The following is a 23,410-nucleotide window of genomic DNA, read 5'->3' on the forward strand; positions in this document are numbered from 1 at the left end:
TCATGGATATCAAACGCACGATCCTGATCGTCGCCCTGGCAATCGTGTCCTACGTTATGGTTCTTAAATGGAACCAGGACTATGGCCAGGCTGCCCTGCCGACTCAGAATGTTGCTTCCAGTACTACCGCACCGGGCCTCCCGGATACGGCAACTGGCAATAAAGCGTCCGTCAGTGACGACATTCCACACGCCGCAAACGATACCAGCGCACCGGCCGAAACTCCGGTAGCAGCAAGTACCGATCTCATCCAGATCAAAACGGATGTGCTCGACCTGGCTGTCGATCCACAAGGTGGTGATGTTGCCCAGCTGAAATTGCCGTTGTATCCACGCCGCCAGGACCATCCGGAAATTCCGTTCCAGTTGTTCGATAACGGCAACGAGCGGACTTATCTGGCACAAAGTGGCCTGATCGGCACCAACGGTCCGGACGCAAGTCCTGCCGGTCGTCCGGTTTACTCGGCAGAGAAGAAGATTTATCAACTGGCTGACGGTCAGGACCAATTGGTCGTAGACCTGAAGTTCAGCAAGGACGGCGTCAACTACATCAAGCGTTTCACCCTGAAACGTGGCCTGTATGACGTAACCGTTTCCTACTTGATCGATAACCAGAGCGCTCAGCCCTGGTCCGGTGCAATGTTCGCGCAATTGAAGCGTGACGCCAGCTCCGATCCGTCTTCCAGCACCGCCACCGGCACTGCGACTTACCTGGGCGCCGCCCTGTGGACAAGTTCCGAGCCGTACAAGAAAGTGTCCATGAAGGACATGGACAAGGCTGCGCTGAAAGAAACCGTCACCGGTGGTTGGGTAGCCTGGCTGCAACACTACTTCGTGACCGCGTGGATTCCGGCGAAGGGCGAAAACAATGTCGTCCAGACCCGCAAAGACAGCAAAGGCAACTACATCATCGGCTACACCGGTCCTTCGGTGACCGTTGCACCGGGTGCCAAAGCTGAAACCAGCGCCATTCTGTACGCCGGTCCGAAAAGCCAGGCCGTATTGAAAGAGTTGTCCCCAGGTCTGGAACTGACTGTCGACTACGGCATTCTGTGGTTCATCGCTCAACCGATCTTCTGGTTGCTGCAACACATCCACGCCATTGTGGGTAACTGGGGCTGGTCGATCATCTTCCTGACCATGCTGATCAAAGGGATTTTCTTCCCTCTGTCGGCCGCCAGTTACAAATCCATGGCCCGTATGCGTGCAGTGGCACCGAAACTGGCAGCCCTGAAAGAGCAGCATGGCGATGACCGGCAGAAAATGTCGCAAGCCATGATGGAGCTGTACAAGAAAGAGAAGATCAATCCGCTGGGTGGTTGCTTGCCAATCCTCGTGCAGATGCCGGTTTTCCTCTCGCTGTACTGGGTTCTGCTGGAAAGCGTTGAAATGCGCCAAGCGCCGTTCATGCTGTGGATCACTGACCTGTCGATCAAGGATCCGTTCTTCATTCTGCCGATCATCATGGGTGCAACCATGTTCATCCAGCAGCAGCTGAACCCGACACCTCCAGATCCGATGCAAGCGAAGGTCATGAAAATGATGCCGATCATCTTCACCTTCTTCTTCCTGTGGTTCCCGGCCGGTCTGGTGCTGTACTGGGTAGTGAACAACTGCCTGTCGATCGCCCAACAGTGGTACATCACTCGTAAGATCGAAGCAGCTACCAAAGCAGCTGCCTGATTTACACTGTGGATAACCACTCAAAACGCCCCCTAGTGGGGCGTTTTGCTATCTGTCACTTTTGTCTGGATACCGGTTTATGAACGCTCCGCGTGAAACCATCGCCGCTGTCGCCACTGCTCAAGGTCGAGGTGGGGTTGGCATCGTTCGTATTTCCGGGCCGTTGGCCGGCATTGCCGCCAAGGCCTTCTGTGGTCGCGAGCTCAAACCGCGATTCGCTCATTACGGTCCTTTTCTCAGTGAACACGAAGAAGTGCTGGACCAGGGCATTGCTTTGTATTTCCCCGGCCCAAACTCGTTCACCGGTGAAGATGTCCTGGAACTCCAGGGACATGGCGGGCCGATTGTTCTGGATATGCTGCTGCAGCGTTGCCTGCAATTGGGTTGCCGACTTGCCCGACCAGGAGAATTCAGCGAGCGCGCATTCCTCAACGACAAACTCGACCTGGCACAGGCCGAAGCCATTGCCGACCTGATTGAAGCCAGTTCTGCACAGGCTGCCCGAAATGCCCTGCGCTCCTTGCAAGGCGCATTTTCCGCACGTGTGCATAACCTCACAGAGCAATTGATCGGTCTGAGGATTTATGTCGAGGCTGCAATCGATTTCCCGGAAGAAGAAATCGACTTTCTCGCCGATGGCCACGTATTGAGCATGCTCGATAAGGTTCGCGACGAGTTATCCACCGTGATGCGCGAAGCCGGGCAAGGCGCTTTACTGCGTGACGGCATGACCGTGGTGATTGCCGGCCGTCCGAATGCCGGGAAGTCCAGCCTACTCAATGCCTTGGCAGGCCGGGAAGCGGCGATTGTGACCGAGATCGCCGGCACCACGCGGGATGTACTGCGCGAACATATCCACATCGATGGCATGCCGCTGCATGTGGTCGACACAGCGGGTTTGCGAGACACCGATGACCATGTGGAAAAAATTGGTGTTGAACGAGCGTTGAAAGCCATCGGCGAGGCCGACCGCGTGCTGTTGGTGGTAGATGCTACCGCCCCCGAAGCCCTTGATCCGTTTGCTTTATGGCCGGAATTTCTCGAAACACGGCCAGACCCGGCGAAAGTGACGCTCATCCGCAACAAGGCAGATCTAACGGGGGAGGCGATTGCATTGGAGGTTAGTGAGGATGGTCATGTCACGATCAGCCTGAGTGCAAAATCCGCCGGCAATGGCCTGGATCTTCTGCGTGAACATCTCAAGGCCTGCATGGGCTACGAACAGACTTCGGAAAGCAGTTTCAGTGCACGCAGGCGACACCTTGAGGCTCTGCGCCATGCCAGTGCAGCGCTTGAGCACGGTCGCGCGCAGCTGACACTGGCGGGTGCAGGTGAATTGCTCGCCGAAGATCTACGGCAGGCTCAACAATCCCTCGGCGAAATCACTGGCGCGTTCAGCTCCGATGACCTGTTGGGTCGAATCTTTTCCAGCTTTTGCATCGGTAAATAACGCCCTTCGTTGTCCACAGACAGGCCATTCGCGCCTGTCTGTTTTCTCTTTCTCCTGAATATCCTCCAGCGCTGAGCAAATTCTTCCTGCTTGAGCGGCATTCGCGTGCCTGCTTTTTACTCCTTTAGGCGCTTTTCTGTGGATTAAGCCCTGTGAATAACCACGGCTAAGGGCAGTTGATAACAGGGCCTGAAAACTGAAGATAATCCCCCTTGTGGATAACAGGCACTTTCATCCACAGGCTTACACCGGTTATCCAAGGGCCTCATTGGCACATGATCACAGGGTTTTGAAACTCTGTACATATTGAAAATAAAGGCCTGTAGAGATCTATCCACAGAAAAGAGGGTCAGTAGAAATAAACATAAAAACAAAGATTTAATAAATTTCTCTCTTTTTAATTTCTATAACCTCGACTTCTCCACAGCTGGTTAAATTTTGTGCAGAGGGTTCTTTAGGAAGGGCGAAGTCCCTATACTTGTCGACCAGGTCCAAAAACCTGAGCTCAAACTATTCCTGAATTACCTACTTAAGCAGGCACGAGGTGCGTGGTGGATTTCCCTTCCCGTTTTGAAGTGATCGTCATCGGCGGCGGTCATGCCGGTACCGAGGCAGCACTGGCCTCAGCACGTATGGGGGTTAAAACCCTGTTGCTGACGCATAACGTGGAAACCCTCGGCGCCATGAGTTGCAACCCGGCCATTGGCGGCATCGGTAAAAGCCACCTGGTCAAGGAAATCGACGCCCTCGGCGGCGCGATGGCGATAGCCACCGATAAAGGCGGCATCCAGTTTCGTGTGTTGAACAGCCGTAAAGGCCCAGCCGTGCGTGCAACCCGGGCTCAGGCAGACCGGGTTCTGTACAAGGCCGCTGTCCGCGAAATCCTGGAAAACCAGCCAAACCTGTGGATATTTCAACAGGCGGCAGACGATCTGATCGTCGAGCAGGAACAAGTACGTGGTGTTGTCACCCAAATGGGCCTGCGCTTCTTCGCAGATTCCGTGGTGTTGACCACCGGCACATTCCTCGGTGGACTTATCCACATCGGTTTGCAGAATTTTTCCGGCGGTCGCGCCGGTGATCCGCCATCGATCGCGCTGGCTCACCGTCTGCGTGAACTGCCATTGCGCGTGGGTCGCCTGAAAACCGGTACCCCACCGCGTATCGATGGCCGTTCTGTGGATTTCTCTGTGATGTCCGAGCAACCGGGCGATACGCCGATTCCCGTGATGTCATTCATGGGCAACAAGGAACAGCATCCGCAGCAGGTCAGTTGCTGGATCACTCACACGAATGCGCGTACCCACGAAATCATTGCCGCGAACCTCGACCGTTCGCCGATGTATTCCGCTGCCGGTGAGATCGAAGGCATCGGTCCGCGTTATTGCCCGTCGATCGAAGACAAGATCCATCGCTTTGCTGACAAAGAAAGCCATCAGGTGTTCATCGAACCGGAAGGTTTGACCACTCATGAGCTGTATCCGAACGGGATATCCACAAGCTTGCCGTTCGATGTGCAGTTGCAGATCGTGCAATCGATCCGCGGCATGGAAAATGCGCATATCGTGCGTCCGGGCTACGCCATCGAGTACGACTACTTCGATCCGCGCGACCTGAAGTACAGCCTGGAAACCAAAGTCATCGGCGGTTTGTTCTTCGCTGGGCAAATCAACGGCACCACCGGTTACGAAGAAGCCGGCGCCCAGGGTTTGCTCGCCGGAACCAACGCCGCACTGCGTGCTCAGGGCAAAGACGCCTGGTGTCCGCGTCGCGATGAAGCGTATATCGGCGTTTTGGTTGACGACCTGATTACCTTGGGCACCCAAGAGCCGTACCGGATGTTCACTTCCCGTGCCGAATACCGTTTGATCCTGCGTGAAGACAACGCCGACCTGCGCTTGACCGAAAAAGGTCGTGAACTGGGTCTGGTGGATGACGCGCGCTGGGCGGCTTTCTGCAAAAAACGCGAGAGCATCGAACTGGAAGAGCAGCGTCTGAAGAGCACTTGGGTCCGCCCGGGTACGGAACAAGGCGATGCGATTGCCGAAAAATTCGGTACGCCGCTCACCCACGAATACAACCTGCTCAATCTCTTGAGCCGCCCGGAAATCGACTACGCTGGTCTGATCTCCGTCACGGGCGGTGGCGCAGAAGATCCACAGGTCGCCGAACAGGTCGAAATCAAAACCAAGTACGCGGGCTACATCGATCGTCAACAGGATGAAATCGCCCGTCTGCGCGCAAGTGAAGACACCAAACTGCCTGTGGATATCGATTACACGAACATTTCCGGTCTCTCCAAAGAGATCCAGAGCAAGCTCGGTGCGACCCGTCCAGAAACCCTGGGCCAGGCGTCGCGGATTCCGGGCGTTACGCCGGCAGCCATTTCGCTGTTGATGATTCATTTGAAAAAACGCGGCGCGGGCCGTCAGTTGGAGCAAAGCGCTTGAGTTCGTTGGTCACTTCGCAACACGCAGAAGAGTTATCCACAGGTGCCGGCCAACTAGGTGTCATGCTGACTGAAACCCAGCACGCGCAGCTGCTGGGCTATCTGGCCCTGTTGATCAAATGGAACAAGGCTTACAACCTGACCGCCGTCCGTGATCCCGATGAAATGGTCTCGCGTCATTTGCTCGATAGTCTGAGCGTGATGTCGTTCATCGAAAACGGTCGTTGGCTGGATGTTGGCAGCGGCGGCGGCATGCCCGGCATCCCACTGGCCATCCTGTTTCCAGAGTCGCAAGTGACCTGTCTGGACAGCAACGGCAAGAAAACGCGGTTTCTGACCCAGGTCAAACTCGAACTTAAACTGGATAACCTGCAAGTTATCCACAGTCGTGTTGAAGCGTTCCAGCCTGCCCAGCCCTTCAACGGGATCATCTCCCGGGCTTTCAGCAGCATGGAAAACTTCACCAACTGGACTCGTCACCTTGGCGACACCGATACGCGTTGGCTGGCAATGAAGGGCGTTCATCCCGCCGATGAGCTGGTAGCATTGCCGGCAGACTTCCACCTCGATAGCGAACACGCCCTGGCCGTACCCGGTTGCCAAGGCCAACGCCATCTGCTGATACTGCGCCGCACGGCATGATTGGGAACACAAGCAAGAATGGCTAAGGTATTCGCGATAGCGAACCAGAAAGGTGGTGTGGGCAAGACCACCACCTGCATCAACCTCGCAGCATCCCTGGTCGCCACCAAGCGCAGGGTGTTGTTGATCGATCTCGATCCACAGGGCAACGCCACCATGGGTAGCGGTGTGGATAAACACGGCCTGGAAAACTCGGTCTACGACCTGTTGATCGGTGAGTGTGACCTGGCGCAGGCCATGCACTACTCCGAGCATGGCGGTTACCAACTGTTGCCGGCCAACCGTGACCTGACGGCCGCGGAAGTGGTTCTGCTGGAAATGCAGATGAAGGAAAGCCGTCTGCGCAGTGCGCTGGCGCCGATTCGTGAAAACTACGATTACATTTTGATCGACTGCCCGCCGTCGCTTTCGATGCTGACGCTGAACGCCTTGGTTGCCGCCGATGGCGTAATTATCCCCATGCAGTGCGAGTACTTTGCGCTCGAAGGTTTGAGCGACCTTGTGGATAACATCAAGCGCATCGCTGAATTGTTGAACCCGAACCTCAAGATCGAAGGCTTGCTGCGGACGATGTACGACCCGCGCTTGAGCCTGATGAACGATGTTTCGGCCCAGCTCAAGGAACACTTCGGCGAGCAACTCTACGACACGGTCATTCCACGCAACATCCGACTGGCCGAAGCGCCAAGCTACGGCATGCCGGCGCTGGCTTACGACAAAGCATCGCGTGGCGCTGTTGCCTATCTGGCTCTGGCGGGCGAAATGGTTCGTCGTCAGCGCAAAAACTCACGCATCGCCGCTGCTCAGGCAACTTAAGGAATCCCCATGGCCGTCAAGAAACGAGGTCTCGGACGTGGACTGGATGCACTGCTGAGTGGTCCGACCGTCAGCTCTCTGGAAGAGCAAGCCGCGCAAGCCGATCACCGTGAGCTGCAACACCTGCCACTGGACTTGCTCCAGCGTGGCAAGTATCAGCCGCGTCGCGATATGGACCCTCAGGCTCTCGAAGAGCTGGCGCTGTCGATCAAGGCCCAAGGCGTGATGCAACCGATCGTGGTTCGTCCGATCGGCGGTGGCCGCTTTGAGATCATTGCCGGCGAACGCCGCTGGCGCGCCAGCCAGCAGGCTGGCCAGGAAACCATCCCGGCGATGGTGCGCGATGTACCGGATGAGACCGCCATTGCCATCGCGCTGATCGAAAACATCCAGCGCGAAGACCTCAACCCGATCGAAGAAGCCGTGGCCTTGCAGCGTTTGCAGCAGGAGTTTCAGCTGACTCAGCAACAAGTGGCTGAAGCGGTGGGCAAGTCCCGGGTGACGGTGGCCAACCTGTTGCGCCTGATCTCGCTGCCTGAAGTCATCAAGACCATGTTGTCCCATGGCGACCTGGAAATGGGTCATGCCCGTGCTTTGCTTGGTTTGCCGGACAATCAACAGGTTGAAGGGGCGCGACATGTTGTCGCACGCGGGCTGACTGTGCGCCAAACTGAGGCACTGGTTCGCCAGTGGTTGAGTGGTAAACCGGAGCCTGTGGAAGCGGCAAAACCGGACCCGGATATCGCACGGCTGGAACAGCGCCTGGCCGAGCGCCTAGGCTCTGCGGTGCAGATCCGCCACGGTAAGAAGGGAAAAGGGCAGTTGGTGATTGGCTACAACTCCCTGGATGAGCTTCAAGGCGTACTCGCACATATTCGCTGAAACATTTCCTCATGTAGCGCGCAGTCGGAAATCACTACCTGACAGTTGAATAGGGGCAGAACCGCCCCTATACTCTGCGCGCATTTTGTCGGCACAAATTATGCCAAGTTATTGAATTTCGGCAGCCGACCATTGGAGAGCAATAGTGATGGAAACCCGCACGCCAAACCGCTTGCCGTTCCATCGCCTGGCAGTTTTTCCGGTGTTAATGGCTCAATTCGTCGTCTTGCTCATTGCCGCTTTGGCGCTCTGGCAATGGCACGGAGTCGTTGCCGGATACTCGGGACTTTGCGGAGGTCTGATAGCCTTGCTGCCCAATGTGTATTTCGCTCACAGGGCATTTCGGTTTTCCGGCGCCCGAGCAGCCCAGTCCATCGTCCGGTCGTTTTATGCCGGCGAGGCGGGGAAACTGATTTTGACGGCAGTGCTGTTTGCACTGGTGTTTGCAGGTGTGAAGCCACTGGCACCGATAGCAGTATTCGGTGCCTTCGTGCTGACTCAGTCAGTCAGCTGGTTCGCTCCCCTGCTGATGAGAACAAGACTTTCGAGACCTTAGGGCGTTTGAGGCAACCATGGCAGAAACAACCGCTTCGGGCTATATCCAGCACCACTTGCAGAACCTGACTTTCGGTCAGCATCCTACCGGCGGCTGGGGCTTTGCCCACACCGCAGCAGAAGCCAAAGAAATGGGCTTCTGGGCTTTCCACGTCGATACCCTCGGCTGGTCGGTCGCATTGGGTCTGATCTTCGTTCTTCTTTTCCGCATGGCGGCCAAGAAAGCGACTTCCGGTCAGCCAGGTGCTTTGCAGAACTTCGTTGAAGTACTGGTCGAATTCGTCGATGGCAGCGTGAAAGACAGCTTCCATGGCCGTAGCCCGGTGATTGCACCGCTGGCACTGACCATCTTCGTCTGGGTGTTCCTGATGAACGCTGTCGACCTGGTACCGGTCGACTGGATTCCTCAGCTGGCCATCCTGATCTCCGGCGATGCACACATCCCGTTCCGCGCCGTGTCGACTACCGACCCGAACGCGACCCTGGGCATGGCACTCTCGGTTTTCGCACTGATCATTTTCTATAGCATCAAGGTCAAGGGCATCGGCGGCTTCATCGGCGAACTGACCCTGCACCCGTTCGGCAGCAAGAACATCTTCGTTCAGGCTCTGCTGATCCCGGTGAACTTCCTGCTGGAATTCGTGACCCTGATCGCCAAGCCGATCTCTCTGGCACTGCGTCTGTTCGGCAACATGTACGCCGGCGAGCTGGTCTTCATTCTGATTGCTGTGATGTTCGGCAGCGGTCTGCTCTGGCTTAGTGGCCTGGGCGTTGTTCTGCAGTGGGCGTGGGCTGTGTTCCACATCCTGATCATCACACTGCAGGCGTTCATCTTCATGATGCTGACCATCGTTTACCTGTCGATGGCGCACGAAGAAAACCATTAAGACCAGTCTCGACTAGTCTGATGTCCTTCCCGGTAAAACGGGAAGGTGCTCCTGACGGGGCATCTGAAACGATTTGTTTTACCGCTTTAAATTAAAAAAACCTAAACCATACGACGTAAAAGTCGGGAGGAAAGATGGAAACTGTAGTTGGTCTAACCGCTATCGCTGTTGCACTGTTGATCGGCCTGGGCGCACTGGGTACCGCAATTGGTTTCGGCCTGCTGGGCGGCAAGTTCCTGGAAGGCGCAGCGCGTCAGCCAGAAATGGTTCCAATGCTGCAAGTTAAAATGTTCATCGTTGCCGGTCTGCTCGACGCCGTAACCATGATCGGTGTTGGTATCGCTCTGTTCTTCACCTTTGCGAACCCGTTCGTTGGTCAGATCGCTGGCTAATTACTCGGATCTTCCGGGTAATTTGGTGTGATGGACAACGTAACTGCGAGGTGTTGGCGTGAACATTAATGCGACCCTGATTGGCCAGTCCGTTGCGTTCCTGATTTTTGTACTGTTCTGCATGAAGTTCGTATGGCCTCCGGTCATTGCGGCATTGCACGAACGTCAAAAGAAGATCGCTGATGGTCTGGACGCTGCCAGCCGAGCAGCTCGCGACCTGGAGTTGGCCCAAGAGAAAGCGGGTCAGCAACTGCGCGAAGCGAAAGCTCAGGCAGCTGAAATCATCGAGCAAGCCAAGAAACGCGGTAATCAGATTGTTGAAGAGGCTGTTGAAAAAGCCCGTATCGACGCTGACCGTGTGAAGGTTCAGGCTCAGGCCGAGATCGAACAGGAACTGAACAGCGTCAAAGACGCGCTGCGCGCCCAAGTGGGTAGCCTGGCCGTTGGCGGTGCTGCGAAGATCCTGGGTGCCACAATCGATCAAAACGCGCACGCAGAGCTGGTTAACCAACTGGCTGCTGAAATCTAAGCGAGGGCGATCATGGCAGAACTGACCACGTTGGCCCGACCTTACGCTAAGGCGGCCTTCGAGCACGCTCAGGCCCACCAGCAACTGGCCAATTGGTCAGCCATGCTCGGCCTGGCTGCAGCGGTGTCGGAAGACGACACCATGCAGCGCGTGCTCAAGGCCCCGCGACTGACGAGCGCAGAAAAGGCCGCCACGTTCATTGACGTGTGCGGCGACAAGTTTGATGCCAAGGCACAGAACTTCATCCACGTCGTTGCCGAAAACGACCGTCTCCCGCTGTTGCCGGAGATCGCCGCTCTGTTCGACCTGTACAAGGCCGAACAAGAGAAGTCGGTAGACGTAGAAGTGACCAGTGCTTTCGCATTGAACCAAGAACAGCAAGACAAACTCGCCAAGGTTCTCAGTGCACGACTCAACCGGGAAGTGCGCCTGCAAGTCGAGGAAGATAAATCCCTTATTGGGGGTGTTGTCATCCGCGCCGGCGACCTGGTTATCGATGGCTCGATTCGCGGCAAAATCGCGAAACTTGCCGAAGCATTGAAATCTTGAGTTTGAAGGGGCAGCAGAGCAATGCAGCAACTCAATCCTTCCGAAATAAGTGAAATTATCAAGGGCCGCATCGACAAGCTCGATGTGACCTCCCAAGCCCGTAACGAAGGCACTGTCGTCAGCGTATCTGACGGTATCGTGCGGATTCACGGTCTGGCCGACGTAATGTACGGCGAGATGATCGAGTTTCCGGGCGGCGTCTTCGGTATGGCCCTCAACCTGGAGCAAGACTCCGTAGGTGCCGTTGTATTGGGCGCATACCAGTCTCTGGCTGAAGGCATGAGCGCCAAGTGCACCGGCCGTATCCTGGAAGTTCCGGTTGGTAAGGAACTGCTGGGTCGCGTAGTCGACGCACTGGGTAACCCTGTTGACGGCAAAGGTCCACTGGGCAACACCGAGACCGACGCGGTCGAGAAAGTTGCTCCAGGCGTGATCTGGCGTAAGTCGGTAGACCAGCCTGTACAGACTGGCTACAAGGCTGTCGATGCCATGATCCCTGTCGGCCGTGGCCAGCGTGAGCTGATCATCGGTGACCGTCAGATCGGTAAAACCGCTCTGGCGATCGACGCGATCATCAACCAGAAGAACAGCGGCATTTTCTGCGTCTACGTAGCTATCGGTCAGAAACAATCGACCATCGCCAACGTGGTTCGCAAGCTGGAAGAAAACGGCGCCCTGGCCAACACGATCATCGTGGCTGCCAGTGCTTCGGAATCTCCTGCGCTGCAATTCCTGGCACCGTACTCCGGTTGCACCATGGGTGAATTCTTCCGCGACCGCGGTGAAGACGCGCTGATCGTTTATGACGATCTGTCCAAGCAAGCAGTGGCTTACCGCCAGATTTCCCTGCTGCTGCGCCGTCCACCAGGCCGTGAAGCTTACCCAGGCGACGTGTTCTATCTCCACTCCCGTCTGCTGGAGCGCGCATCCCGCGTTTCGGAAGAATACGTAGAGAAGTTCACCAACGGCGCAGTGACCGGCAAAACCGGTTCCCTGACCGCACTGCCGATCATCGAAACCCAGGCTGGCGACGTTTCCGCGTTCGTTCCGACCAACGTGATTTCCATCACCGACGGTCAGATCTTCCTGGAATCGGCCATGTTCAACTCGGGCATCCGCCCTGCAGTGAACGCCGGTGTTTCGGTATCCCGTGTGGGTGGTGCCGCTCAGACCAAGATCATCAAGAAGCTGTCCGGTGGTATCCGTACCGCTCTGGCTCAGTACCGTGAACTGGCGGCATTCGCCCAGTTCGCTTCTGACCTGGACGAAGCGACCCGTAAGCAACTTGAGCATGGTCAGCGCGTTACCGAGCTGATGAAGCAGAAGCAATACGCACCAATGTCGATCGCTGACATGGCGCTGTCGCTGTATGCCGCTGAGCGTGGGTTCCTGACTGACGTTGAAATCGCCAAGATCGGCAGCTTCGAGCAAGCGCTGATTGCTTTCTTCAACCGCGATCACGCCGATTTGATGGCGAAGATCAACGTGAAAGGTGACTTCAATGACGAAATCGACGCTGGCATGAAAGCCGGTATCGAGAAGTTCAAGGCCACCCAAACCTGGTAAGCCGCAGCGGGAGCCGCAAGGCTCCCGCTTGCTAACCTGATAGGTGTTACATGGCAGGCGCAAAAGAGATTCGCAGTAAGATTGCGAGCATCAAAAGCACGCAAAAGATTACCAGCGCCATGGAAAAAGTGGCGGTCAGCAAAATGCGCAAGGCACAAATGCGCATGGCTGCTAGCCGTCCTTATGCGGAGCGTATCCGCCAGGTAATTGGGCATCTGGCCAACGCCAACCCGGAATACCGCCACCCGTTCATGATCGACCGCGAAATCAAGCGTGTGGGTTATGTCGTAGTGAGCAGTGACCGTGGTCTGTGCGGCGGCTTGAACACCAACCTGTTCAAGGCCCTGGTCAAGGACATGGCGGTAAACCGCGAAAACGGCGTCGAGATCGATCTGTGTGTCGTTGGTAGCAAGGGTGCGGCCTTTTTCCGCAACTTCGGCGGTAACGTCGTTGCAGCTATCAGCCACCTGGGTGAAGAGCCGTCGATCAATGATCTGATCGGCAGCGTCAAGGTGATGCTGGATGCCTACCTGGACGGCCGTATTGACCGCCTGTCCGTGGTGTCCAACAAGTTCATCAACACCATGACGCAACAGCCTACCGTGGAGCAATTGATTCCACTGGTGGCAACCCCGGATCAAGACCTCAAGCACCACTGGGACTATCTCTACGAACCGGATGCCAAGGAGCTGCTGGACGGCTTGATGGTCCGTTACGTGGAGTCGCAGGTCTACCAGGCGGTGGTCGAGAACAACGCGGCTGAACAAGCTGCGCGGATGATCGCGATGAAGAACGCTACCGACAACGCCGGTGATTTGATCAGCGATTTGCAGCTGGTCTACAACAAGGCGCGTCAGGCTGCGATCACCCAAGAGATCTCGGAAATCGTCGGCGGCGCTGCCGCGGTTTAACGGTTCAAATATTCAGAGGATCCAGCTATGAGTAGCGGACGTATCGTTCAAATCATCGGCGCCGTTATCGACGTGGAATTTCCACGCGACAGCGTACCGAGCATCTACAACGCGCTGACTGTACAAAGCGCGGCCGGGACCACCCTGGAAGTTCAGCAGCAGCTGGGCGACGGCGTGGTTCGTACCATTGCGATGGGTTCCACCGAAGGCTTGAAGCGCGGTCTGGACGTTGTCGACTCTGGCGCAGCCATCTCCGTACCGGTTGGTAAAGCAACTCTGGGCCGGATCATGGACGTTCTGGGCAACCCGATCGACGAAGCAGGTCCAATCGATACCGACGAGCGTTGGGGCATTCACCGTCCAGCGCCTTCGTTCGCTGAGCAAGCAGGCGGCAACGACCTGCTGGAAACCGGCATCAAGGTTATCGACCTGGTTTGCCCGTTCGCCAAAGGCGGTAAAGTCGGTCTGTTCGGTGGTGCCGGTGTAGGCAAAACCGTAAACATGATGGAACTGATCCGTAACATCGCCATCGAGCACAGCGGTTATTCCGTGTTCGCCGGTGTGGGTGAGCGTACTCGTGAGGGTAACGACTTCTACCACGAGATGAAGGATTCCAACGTTCTGGACAAAGTGGCACTGGTTTACGGTCAGATGAACGAGCCGCCGGGTAACCGTCTGCGCGTAGCACTGACCGGCCTGACCATGGCCGAGAAGTTCCGTGACGAAGGTAACGACGTTCTGCTGTTCGTCGACAACATCTATCGTTACACCCTGGCCGGTACTGAAGTATCCGCACTGCTGGGCCGTATGCCTTCCGCAGTAGGTTACCAGCCGACCCTGGCTGAAGAGATGGGCGTTCTGCAAGAACGTATCACTTCGACCAAGGAAGGTTCGATCACTTCGATCCAAGCGGTATACGTACCTGCGGACGACTTGACCGACCCGTCGCCAGCGACCACCTTCGCCCACTTGGACGCTACTGTCGTTCTGTCCCGTGACATCGCCTCCCTGGGTATCTACCCAGCGGTCGATCCACTCGACTCGACTTCGCGCCAGCTGGACCCGAACGTAATCGGCCAGGACCACTACGACACCGCTCGCGGCGTTCAGTACGTTCTGCAGCGTTACAAAGAACTGAAGGACATCATTGCGATCCTGGGTATGGACGAGCTGTCGGAAGCCGACAAGCAGTTGGTAAACCGTGCTCGTAAGATCCAGCGTTTCTTGTCGCAGCCGTTCTTCGTGGCTGAAGTCTTCACCGGTGCTTCGGGTAAATACGTTTCCCTGAAAGACACCATTGCTGGCTTCAAAGGCATCCTCAACGGTGACTACGACCACCTGCCAGAACAAGCGTTCTACATGGTTGGCGGCATCGAAGAAGCGATCGAGAAAGCCAAGAAACTGTAATCCCGGCGCCCGGCAACGGGCGCTAATTTAGTTTGAGGCAATCAGATGGCTATGACAGTCCATTGCGATATCGTCAGCGCGGAAGGGGAAATCTTTTCCGGTCTGGTCGAGATGGTGATTGCGCACGGTGCACTGGGTGATCTTGGTATCGCTCTGGGTCACGCGCCGCTGATCACTAATCTCAAGCCGGGCCCGATCCGCCTGGTCAAGCAGGGCGGGGAAGAAGAGGTGTATTACATCTCCGGTGGTTTCCTCGAGGTTCAGCCGAACATGGTCAAGGTTCTTGCCGACACCGTGCAACGTGCTGCCGACCTGGACGAAGCCTCCGCTCAGGAAGCCGTTAAGGCTGCCGAGAAGGCCTTGCATGAGCGGGGCGCGGAATTCGATTACGGTTCTGCTGCCGCACGTCTGGCCGAGGCCGCAGCTCAGCTGCGCACCGTCCAGCAGATCCGCAAGAAGTTCGGCCACTAAGGTTGCGCTTGTTGTGTGATTGATTAAAAAGGGTAGCCTCGGCTACCCTTTTTTCTTTTCCGACGTTCACCACGATGGTCGCAGCCGCTGACCACCCAGGATTGGTAGCCAGTCATGTCTCTTGAAATCGTTATTCTCGCTGCCGGCCAAGGCACGCGCATGCGTTCGGCCTTACCGAAAGTCTTGCACCCGATTGCCGGCAACTCGATGCTCGGCCATGTTATCCACAGCGCCCGACAACTTGATCCACAGCGCATCCATGTGGTGATTGGCCACGGTGCCGATGCGGTACGTGAGCGTTTGGCCGCTGACGACCTGAACTTCGTTCTTCAGGACAAACAATTGGGCACCGGCCATGCCGTGGCCCAGGCTGTACCGTTCATCAAGTCCGACACCGTGCTGATTCTCTACGGTGACGTACCGCTGATTGAAGTCGAAACCCTGCAACGCTTGCTCAAGAAAGTGGCGCCGCAGCAATTGGGTCTGTTGACGGTAGAACTAGACGACCCGACCGGTTACGGCCGAATTGTGCGCGACGTTGACGGCAAGGTGACCGCCATCGTCGAGCAAAAAGACGCCAACGAAACCGAGCGCGCGATCACTGAGGGCAACACCGGCATTCTGGCGCTGCCGTTCGAAAGCCTTGGCGGATGGATGAGTCGCCTCTCTAACAATAACGCCCAGGGCGAGTATTACCTGACCGACGTGATCGCCATGGCGGTCAGCGATGGTCTGGTGGTGGCCACCGAGCAACCGCACGACGCGATGGAAGTGCAGGGCGCCAACGACCGCAAGCAACTTTCCGAGCTTGAGCGTCATTATCAACTGCGCGCCGGCCGCCGTTTGATGGCTCAGGGGGTGACCCTGCGCGATCCGGCACGTTTCGATGTGCGCGGTGAAGTGACGGTCGGCCGCGATGTGCTGATCGACATCAACGTGATCCTCGAAGGCAAAGTGGTCATCGAAGACGACGTGGTCATCGGCCCGAACTGCGTCATCAAGGACAGCACGTTGCGCAAAGGCGTGGTGATCAAGGCAAACAGTCATATCGAAGGTGCGATTCTGGGTGAAGGCAGCGATGCTGGCCCGTTCGCACGTCTTCGCCCGGGCACCGTGCTGGAAGCCCGAGCGCATGTGGGTAACTTCGTCGAACTGAAAAACGCGCACTTGGGCGAAGGTGCCAAGGCTGGCCACCTGACTTACTTGGGTGATGCTGAAATTGGCGCGCGCACCAACATCGGCGCCGGCACGATCACCTGCAACTACGATGGCGCCAATAAGTGGAAAACCACGTTGGGAGAAGATGTGTTCATCGGCTCCAACAATTCGTTGGTGGCGCCTGTGGATATCCTCGATGGCGCAACCACTGCAGCCGGTTCGACCATTACCTCAACTGTGGATAAATCCCAGTTAGCCGTAGGGCGTGCTCGGCAGAAAAACATCGACGGATGGAAGCGGCCAGTGAAGATCAAGAAGAGCTGAGTTATCCACAATTCGTCAGATCAAAAGATCGCAGCCTTCGGCAGCTCCTACAGGGTGATTACAAATCCCGTGTAGGAGCTGCCGGAGGCTGCGATCTTTTTGGTTTATCCACAGATCTTTTTTAACGCCCACGCTTGACGAAGGTTCACCGATAGGTTTTGATTGCTTCCGTTATCTTTCGAATCGAAACTTACCAAGCCATGTCGAAGCGCAACACTCCTCAACGCCGTCACAACATTCTTGCTTTGCTCAATGAGCAGGGCGAAGTCAGTGTGGATGAACTGGCCAAACGCTTCGAAACTTCGGAAGTTACGATTCGCAAGGATCTTGCCGCACTCGAAAGCAACGGGCTGTTGCTGCGTCGTTACGGCGGCGCTATCACCATGCCTCAGGAATTAGTGGCCGACATCGGTCAGCCAGTCTCCAAATACAAACAAGCCATTGCCCGTGCCGCCGTTTCGCGGATTCGCGAGCATGCGCGCATCATCATCGACAGCGGCAGTACCACGGCGGCGATGATTCCTGAGCTCGGTCAACAACCGGGTCTGGTAGTCATGACCAATTCCCTGCATGTCGCCAACGCACTTAGCGAACTTGAACACGAGCCAGTGTTGTTGATGACGGGCGGCACCTGGGATCCGCATTCCGAGTCCTTTCAGGGGCAGGTTGCCGAGCAGGTACTACGCTCTTACGACTTTGACCAATTGTTCATTGGTGCCGATGGCATCGATCTGGTTCGCGGTACAACTACGTTCAATGAGTTACTGGGGCTGAGCCGAGTCATGGCTGAAGTCGCCCGCGAAGTTGTCGTGATGGTGGAAGCCGACAAGATCGGCCGCAAGATTCCCAACCTGGAACTGCCCTGGAGCAGCGTACATACCCTTATTACCGATGATCGCCTGCCGCTGGAGGCACGCAATCAGATTCAGGCCCGCGGCATCACTTTGATTTGCGCGGCTGTCAGTCAGGAGAAATAGCATGTGTGGAATTGTTGGCGCAGTCGCAGAACGTAACATCACCGCCATCCTGGTCGAAGGCCTGAAGCGTCTGGAATACCGTGGGTATGACAGCGCCGGTGTGGCGGTCTATACCAATGACGAGAAGCTTGAGCGCCTGCGCCGTCCGGGCAAGGTCAGCGAGCTTGAGCAGGCCCTGGCCGAAGAGGCGCTGGTCGGTCGTCTGGGCATCGCCCACACCCGCTGGGCGACTCACGGTGCACCGTGCGAGCGCAATGCGCACCCGCATTTTTCCGGTGACCTGGCGGTGGTGCACAACGGCATCATCGAAAACCACGAAGCGCTGCGCGAACAGCTCAAGGCTCTGGGTTACGTGTTCACCTCGGACACCGACACCGAAGTCATCGCCCACTTGCTCAATCACAAACTCAAGGACCTGCGCGACCTGGCCGTTGCCCTTAAGGCAACCGTTAAAGAGCTGCACGGCGCTTACGGTCTGGCAGTGATCAGTGCGCAACAACCGGATCGCCTCGTTGCAGCACGCAGCGGCAGCCCGCTGGTGATCGGCCTTGGCCTGGGGGAGAACTTCCTGGCGTCTGATCAGTTGGCCCTGCGTCAGGTCACCGACCGCTTCATGTACCTGGAAGAGGGCGATATCGCCGAAATCCGTCGTGACAGCGTGCAGATTTGGGACGTGGCTGGCCAAGCGGTCGAGCGTCAGACCGTGCAATACAGTGACGGTGCCGAAGCGGCCGACAAAGGCGAGTTCCGCCACTACATGCTCAAGGAAATCCACGAACAACCGTCCGTGGTGCAGCGCACGCTGGAAGGTCGCTTGAGCCAGAACCAAGTGCTGGTACAGGCGTTCGGCCCGCAAGCGGCCGAGTTGTTCGCCAAAGTCCGCAATGTGCAAATCGTGGCGTGCGGCACCAGTTATCACGCTGGCATGGTCGCCCGTTACTGGCTGGAAGAGTTGGCCGGCATCCCTTGCCAGGTAGAAGTCGCCAGCGAGTTCCGCTATCGCAAAGTCGTGGTTCAGCCAGACACACTGTTCGTGACCATCTCCCAGTCCGGCGAAACCGCCGACACCTTGGCCGCGCTGCGTAATGCCAAGGAGCTGGGTTTCCTCGCCAGCCTGGCGATCTGCAACGTCGGCATCAGCTCGCTGGTGCGGGAATCCGACCTGACCCTGCTGACCCAGGCCGGTCGCGAAATCGGCGTGGCGTCGACCAAAGCGTTCACCACACAATTGGTTGGCCTGTTGTTGCTGACCCTGTCGCTGGGTCAGGTTCGAGGCTCTTTGGCCGCTGGCGTCGAAGCCACGTTGGTCGAAGAACTTCGTCGCTTGCCGACTCGCCTGGGCGAAGCGCTGGCGATGGACAGTACAGTGGAGAAGATCGCCGAACTGTTCGCCGAGAAGAACCACACGCTGTTCCTCGGTCGTGGTGCGCAATTCCCGGTGGCGATGGAAGGAGCGCTCAAGCTCAAAGAAATCTCCTACATCCACGCCGAAGCATACCCGGCAGGTGAATTGAAACACGGCCCGTTGGCGCTTGTGGATAACGACATGCCGGTGGTCACCGTGGCGCCGAACAATGAGTTGCTGGAGAAGTTGAAATCCAACCTGCAGGAAGTCCGCGCCCGTGGTGGCGAGCTGATCGTGTTCGCCGACGAGAAGGCAGGCATGACCAACGGTGAAGGCACCCACGTTGTGCAGATGCCGCACATCCACGATATCCTCTCGCCGATTCTCTACACCGTCCCGCTGCAATTGCTGTCGTATTACGTTGCCGTGCTGAAAGGCACTGACGTTGATCAGCCACGCAACCTGGCGAAATCGGTGACTGTGGAATAAGTTATCCACAGCTGATCTAACCTCAAAAAATCGCAGCCCACGGGTTGCGATTTTTTTATCTGAATCGAGGACACGCCAATGGACCGCTTTCAGGAAATGCAGGTCTTCACCGCCGTCGCCCAAGACCAGGGTTTTTCGGCGGCGGCGCGGCGTTTGGGTTTGTCGGCGGCGAGTGTCACCCGAGCGGTGGCGGCGCTGGAGAAACGTATTGGCACACCTTTGCTCACGCGTACTACGCGCAGCGTGCATTTGAGTGAAGCAGGTCAGCGTTACCTTGAAGACTGTCGGAGAATTCTTGCTGAGGTGCAGGAAGCTGAAGACTCGGCAGCCGGAAGCCATGCCCAGCCTCGTGGGCAACTGACGATTACGGCGCCGGTGTTATTTGGTGAGCTCTTCGTTACACCGTTAATGGTGAGTTTTCTTACGCAATTTCCGGACGTCACGATCAATGCGCTGTTGGTTGACCGGATTGTGAGCGTGGTGGAGGAGGGGATTGATGTGGCGGTGCGCATCGGTGAGTTGCCCGACAGTAATCAGCACGCGATCCGTGTGGGCGAAGTGCGCAGAGTGGTCTGTGTATCACCAGCGTTTCTGGCCGACCATGGGCGGCCAACCCATCCGCAAGAACTGGCTCAACAACCGTTGATCGCCACATCTGCTACCGGCCAATTGAAAAGTTGGCCGTTTCTGGACGGGGGCGAACCCATCACCGTGCGCACTGATCCACGATTGGTGGTCACAGCGAATCAGGCGGCGATTACTGCGGCTTGCCTGGGTTTGGGATACACCCGGGTTTTGTCCTACCAGGTAGCGAGCAAGATAGCGGCCGGGGAGTTGGAGATTGTCCTGGCGGATTTCGAAATGCCACCCTTGCCAATCCATGTGGTGTATCAGGGGGGGCGCAAGGCCGCGGCGCGGGTGCGCAGTTTTGTCGATTTTACCGTCACAGCACTGAGGGAACATCCGGCCTTTTAGGTCTGATGCGTTATTGCGCTGGCTGAAATAATGGATTGCGTTTGCTGGTTATTCTGTTGTTTTGGTGAGTGATGGAAGATGGCTTCCCCAACGGTGCTGATCTCCCTGAACAACACCACTCAAGCGCGGAGTCGATCATGCAAGCCATCAAACTCTACAACTTTCCCCGTTCTGGCCACGCTCACCGTGTGGAGCTGATGCTCTCCCTGCTGCAACTGCCGACCGAGCTGATTTTTGTTGACCTTGCCAAAGGCGAGCACAAGAAGCCTAAGTTCCTGGCGCTGAATGCATTTGGTCAGGTGCCGGTACTGGATGATCAAGGTGTGGTGTTGGCGGACTCCAACGCGATCCTGGTGTATCTGGCGCAAAAATACGGCAACGGTCGTTGGCTACCTGCCGATCCGGTCGGCGCCGCCAAAGTGCAGCGCTGGTTGTCGGCCGCTGCGGGTCCTATCGCTTTTGGCCCAGCCAGAGCGCGGTTGATCACTGTGTTTGGTGCGCCTTACAACGCCGACGAAGTAATCCCTTACGCACACACTGTGCTCAAAATAATTGATCAAGAATTGGCCAACACTGAATACCTCGCTGGCAGCGAACCTACCATCGCTGACGTTGCGGCCTACAGCTATATCGCCCATGCACCGGAAGGCAATGTCTCGCTGGACGACTACGCTAATATCCGCGCCTGGTTGGCTCGCGTCGAAGCCCTGCCTGGTTTTGTCGGCATGCCGCGCACTGTTGCCGGTCTGCAAAAAACTGCCTGACGTTTATGGCCCGAGTTTATCGGGCCCTTCACGCTGTGCCATTGGCGCAGGGGAGATGCCGTAATGGATCGTTCACCGTGGCATGCTGGCGAGAGAGAGTTGCAGGCGCACATCGGGGTTGACGAACGCATGGAGGTCGTCGGTCGCAGGGTCATCCGCGATTACATGCCGGACCAGCACCGCTCGTTCTATGAGCAATTGCCGTTCATGTTATACGGCGCGGTGGATGGCAACGGAAACCCGTGGGCCAGTGTGCTTGAAGGGCTGCCGGGTTTCGTTGATTCGCCTGAACCTCAACTGTTGCAGTTCAGCAGCGTGCCGGCGGCAGACGATCCAGCGCAATTGAGTGACGGCGCGGCAATCGGCCTGCTGGGTATCGAACTGCATACCCGGCGTCGCAACCGCATCAATGGTCATATCGGTGCGATGACTGCGAGCGGTTTTGCTGTGACGGTCGATCAGTCTTATGGCAATTGCCCGCAGTACATTCAGTTGAGGCAGTTTCGCTCGGTGCCGCTGGCGGATGCTGCAACGCGTCCCGCACAGTATTTCAATGAACTGGATGATGCAGCCAAAGCGTTGATCGCCGACGCCGACACCTTCTTTGTCGCCAGCTATGTGGACGTCGATGGCGTGCGCTCGGTGGATGTTTCACACCGCGGTGGTCAGTCGGGTTTCGTTCACGTGGAAGGCGATTGCCTGACTATTCCGGACTTTGCCGGGAACCTGTTTTTCAACACGCTGGGTAACTTGCGGGTCAATCCTCGGGCCGGGTTACTGTTCATCGATTTCAACTCCGGCGACCTGCTTCATCTCAGCGGGCGCGCCGATATCATCCTCGAAGGACCGGAGATAGAAGCTTTTCAAGGTGCCGAACGTTTGTGGACGTTCCACGTGGAACATGTCGTTCGCAGACCTGCTGCGCTGGCTTTGCGCTGGCGCTTCGACGGTGTGTCACCCACCAGTTTGCTAACCGGCACCTGGCAGCAAGCCAAAGCCCGCATGCAAGCCAAGGCGTTGGGCGATCAATGGCGGCCATTACGAGTCGTACGAATCGAAGCGGAAAGCCACAACATCCGCTCGATTTATATGGAGCCCGCCGACGGTGCAGGATTGCCATTGTTTCAAGCCGGCCAGCATTTACCGCTGCGATTCAACATTGATGGCGACGTGCATATCCGCACGTACAGCTTGTCGAGCGCACCGTCGGACGACTTCTTCCGCATCAGCGTGAAACGTGACGGGCGAGTGTCTTCGCACCTGCATGAGCAGATTCGCGTGGGTGATTTGCTCGAAGCCCGAGCGCCTCAAGGCCATTTCACCGTGGCGCCCCATGAGCGTCGGCCGCTGGTGTTGCTGGCTGCCGGCGTAGGGATCACGCCGCTGTTGTCGATGTTGCGCGAGGTGGTCTATCAAGGCCTGCGCACCCGTGGAATTCGTCCGACATTGTTTTTGCAGAGTTCGCGTACGTTGGCAGATCAACCGTTTCGGGCCGAGGTGGATCGCTTGCTTGAGAGCGCCGGTGACGCAGTCAAGGTGGTGCGTTTGCTTAGCCAACCGGAGTCGGAGGCCCTAGAGGGTGAAGACTTTGACTTTACCGGTCGAATCGATGTCGCAAGGCTCACGGAACTGCTCGACGTTGAGGACTACGATCAGCTGGATTTCGTTGTGTGTGGCCCCGGCAGTTTTACCCAGGCGCTGTACGACGGCCTGCGCGAACTGGACATCCGCGATGTGCGAATTCACGCCGAAACCTTTGGCCCATCAACGCTGCGTCGACAGCCCGACCCGGATGCTATCGTGATCGAGCAACCACCGGCCGCCACCTCTTCAGTGCCGGTGGTGTTCCAGCGGTCAGCCAAAGAAGCACGTTGGCAACCCGAGGGGGGCAGTTTGTTGGAGTTGGCAGAAAGTCGTGGCTTAAACCCCGAGTTCAGTTGCCGCGGCGGCTCGTGCGGTACTTGTAGAACGCGTCTGGTCAGCGGTCAGGTGCATTATCCACAACCACCCGCAGAGATTCCGGAGGAAGGGGAGGTGCTGATTTGCTGCGCGATTCCGGCTCAGGGCTCGCAGCCTTTGGTCCTGGATTTGTAACAGCTGCCGAAGGCTGCGTTCGACTGCGAAGCAGACGTAGAATCAGACACCGCGATCCGTCAGCATTGACGACTGCTGCTCAGCCGAACGCAGCCT

General features: G+C 57.0%; 21 protein-coding genes. All 21 read left to right on the forward strand.

The annotated features are described in order from the left end of the window. The first annotated feature begins 2 nt into the window (after positions 1 to 2). The gene (gene yidC, locus KVG88_RS16895; protein ID WP_150702280.1) at positions 3 to 1,682 is read left to right on the forward strand and encodes a membrane protein insertase YidC; all 1,680 of its coding nucleotides are present in this window, start codon (positions 3 to 5) and stop codon (positions 1,680 to 1,682) included. Positions 1,683 to 1,761: 79 nt separating this feature from the next. Further along, the gene (gene mnmE / locus KVG88_RS16900) at positions 1,762 to 3,132 is read left to right on the forward strand and encodes a tRNA uridine-5-carboxymethylaminomethyl(34) synthesis GTPase MnmE (protein WP_217872071.1); all 1,371 of its coding nucleotides are present in this window, start codon (positions 1,762 to 1,764) and stop codon (positions 3,130 to 3,132) included. A 551-nt stretch (positions 3,133 to 3,683) separates the two neighbouring features. Further along, on the forward strand, positions 3,684 to 5,582 hold the full coding sequence (gene mnmG / locus KVG88_RS16905; RefSeq protein WP_150702278.1) for a tRNA uridine-5-carboxymethylaminomethyl(34) synthesis enzyme MnmG: 1,899 nt from the start codon (positions 3,684 to 3,686) through the stop codon (positions 5,580 to 5,582). Then, positions 5,579 to 6,223, forward strand: a complete 645-nt coding sequence (rsmG, locus tag KVG88_RS16910; RefSeq protein ID WP_217872072.1) for a 16S rRNA (guanine(527)-N(7))-methyltransferase RsmG — start codon at positions 5,579 to 5,581, stop codon at positions 6,221 to 6,223. Before mnmG ends, rsmG begins: the two co-directional genes overlap by 4 nt. Before the next feature lie 18 nt (positions 6,224 to 6,241). Then, a complete protein-coding gene (locus KVG88_RS16915) occupies positions 6,242 to 7,039 on the forward strand; it encodes a ParA family protein (protein WP_150702276.1) in 798 nt (265 codons plus the stop codon). A gap of 9 nt (positions 7,040 to 7,048) precedes the next feature. Then, a complete protein-coding gene (locus tag KVG88_RS16920) occupies positions 7,049 to 7,921 on the forward strand; it encodes a ParB/RepB/Spo0J family partition protein (protein WP_150702275.1) in 873 nt (290 codons plus the stop codon). Positions 7,922 to 8,069: 148 nt separating this feature from the next. Further along, on the forward strand, positions 8,070 to 8,477 hold the full coding sequence (locus KVG88_RS16925) for a F0F1 ATP synthase subunit I (RefSeq protein ID WP_056854266.1): 408 nt from the start codon (positions 8,070 to 8,072) through the stop codon (positions 8,475 to 8,477). Positions 8,478 to 8,493: 16 nt separating this feature from the next. Then, on the forward strand, positions 8,494 to 9,363 hold the full coding sequence (gene atpB / locus KVG88_RS16930; RefSeq protein ID WP_150702274.1) for a F0F1 ATP synthase subunit A: 870 nt from the start codon (positions 8,494 to 8,496) through the stop codon (positions 9,361 to 9,363). Positions 9,364 to 9,497: 134 nt separating this feature from the next. Further along, complete coding sequence (gene atpE / locus KVG88_RS16935; RefSeq protein ID WP_003097235.1) at positions 9,498 to 9,755, forward strand: F0F1 ATP synthase subunit C; 258 nt, start codon at positions 9,498 to 9,500, stop codon at positions 9,753 to 9,755. Positions 9,756 to 9,813: 58 nt separating this feature from the next. Beyond that, positions 9,814 to 10,284, forward strand: coding sequence for a F0F1 ATP synthase subunit B (locus KVG88_RS16940; RefSeq protein WP_060540276.1), 471 nt, complete (start codon positions 9,814 to 9,816; stop codon positions 10,282 to 10,284). A 12-nt stretch (positions 10,285 to 10,296) separates the two neighbouring features. Then, positions 10,297 to 10,833 (forward strand): F0F1 ATP synthase subunit delta, encoded by a 537-nt coding sequence (locus tag KVG88_RS16945; RefSeq protein ID WP_056854268.1) that lies wholly within the window; start codon positions 10,297 to 10,299, stop codon positions 10,831 to 10,833. Between the two features lie 21 nt (positions 10,834 to 10,854). Further along, complete coding sequence (atpA, locus tag KVG88_RS16950) at positions 10,855 to 12,399, forward strand: F0F1 ATP synthase subunit alpha (RefSeq protein WP_030132553.1); 1,545 nt, start codon at positions 10,855 to 10,857, stop codon at positions 12,397 to 12,399. A 50-nt stretch (positions 12,400 to 12,449) separates the two neighbouring features. Further along, positions 12,450 to 13,310: a F0F1 ATP synthase subunit gamma gene (gene atpG / locus KVG88_RS16955; protein WP_008045673.1), complete on the forward strand. Its 861-nt coding sequence runs from the start codon at positions 12,450 to 12,452 to the stop codon at positions 13,308 to 13,310. Positions 13,311 to 13,337: 27 nt separating this feature from the next. Continuing rightward, positions 13,338 to 14,717, forward strand: a complete 1,380-nt coding sequence (gene atpD, locus KVG88_RS16960) for a F0F1 ATP synthase subunit beta (RefSeq protein WP_060540274.1) — start codon at positions 13,338 to 13,340, stop codon at positions 14,715 to 14,717. A 45-nt stretch (positions 14,718 to 14,762) separates the two neighbouring features. Further along, a complete protein-coding gene (locus tag KVG88_RS16965) occupies positions 14,763 to 15,188 on the forward strand; it encodes a F0F1 ATP synthase subunit epsilon (RefSeq protein WP_007969909.1) in 426 nt (141 codons plus the stop codon). A 114-nt stretch (positions 15,189 to 15,302) separates the two neighbouring features. Next, positions 15,303 to 16,670: a bifunctional UDP-N-acetylglucosamine diphosphorylase/glucosamine-1-phosphate N-acetyltransferase GlmU gene (glmU, locus tag KVG88_RS16970; protein WP_217872073.1), complete on the forward strand. Its 1,368-nt coding sequence runs from the start codon at positions 15,303 to 15,305 to the stop codon at positions 16,668 to 16,670. A gap of 200 nt (positions 16,671 to 16,870) precedes the next feature. Then, a complete protein-coding gene (locus tag KVG88_RS16975; protein WP_150702272.1) occupies positions 16,871 to 17,647 on the forward strand; it encodes a DeoR/GlpR family DNA-binding transcription regulator in 777 nt (258 codons plus the stop codon). A gap of 1 nt (position 17,648) precedes the next feature. After that, on the forward strand, positions 17,649 to 19,481 hold the full coding sequence (gene glmS, locus KVG88_RS16980) for a glutamine--fructose-6-phosphate transaminase (isomerizing) (RefSeq protein WP_150702271.1): 1,833 nt from the start codon (positions 17,649 to 17,651) through the stop codon (positions 19,479 to 19,481). Positions 19,482 to 19,559: 78 nt separating this feature from the next. After that, on the forward strand, positions 19,560 to 20,456 hold the full coding sequence (locus tag KVG88_RS16985) for a LysR family transcriptional regulator (RefSeq protein WP_217872074.1): 897 nt from the start codon (positions 19,560 to 19,562) through the stop codon (positions 20,454 to 20,456). 137 nt (positions 20,457 to 20,593) lie between these two features. Beyond that, complete coding sequence (locus KVG88_RS16990; protein ID WP_217872075.1) at positions 20,594 to 21,220, forward strand: glutathione S-transferase family protein; 627 nt, start codon at positions 20,594 to 20,596, stop codon at positions 21,218 to 21,220. A 63-nt stretch (positions 21,221 to 21,283) separates the two neighbouring features. Then, positions 21,284 to 23,314, forward strand: coding sequence for a 2Fe-2S iron-sulfur cluster-binding protein (locus KVG88_RS16995; protein ID WP_217872076.1), 2,031 nt, complete (start codon positions 21,284 to 21,286; stop codon positions 23,312 to 23,314). Positions 23,315 to 23,410: the final 96 nt, after the last annotated feature.

The organism is Pseudomonas azerbaijanoccidentalis (genome assembly GCF_019145495.1).
Taxonomy (GTDB): domain Bacteria; phylum Pseudomonadota; class Gammaproteobacteria; order Pseudomonadales; family Pseudomonadaceae; genus Aquipseudomonas; species Aquipseudomonas azerbaijanoccidentalis.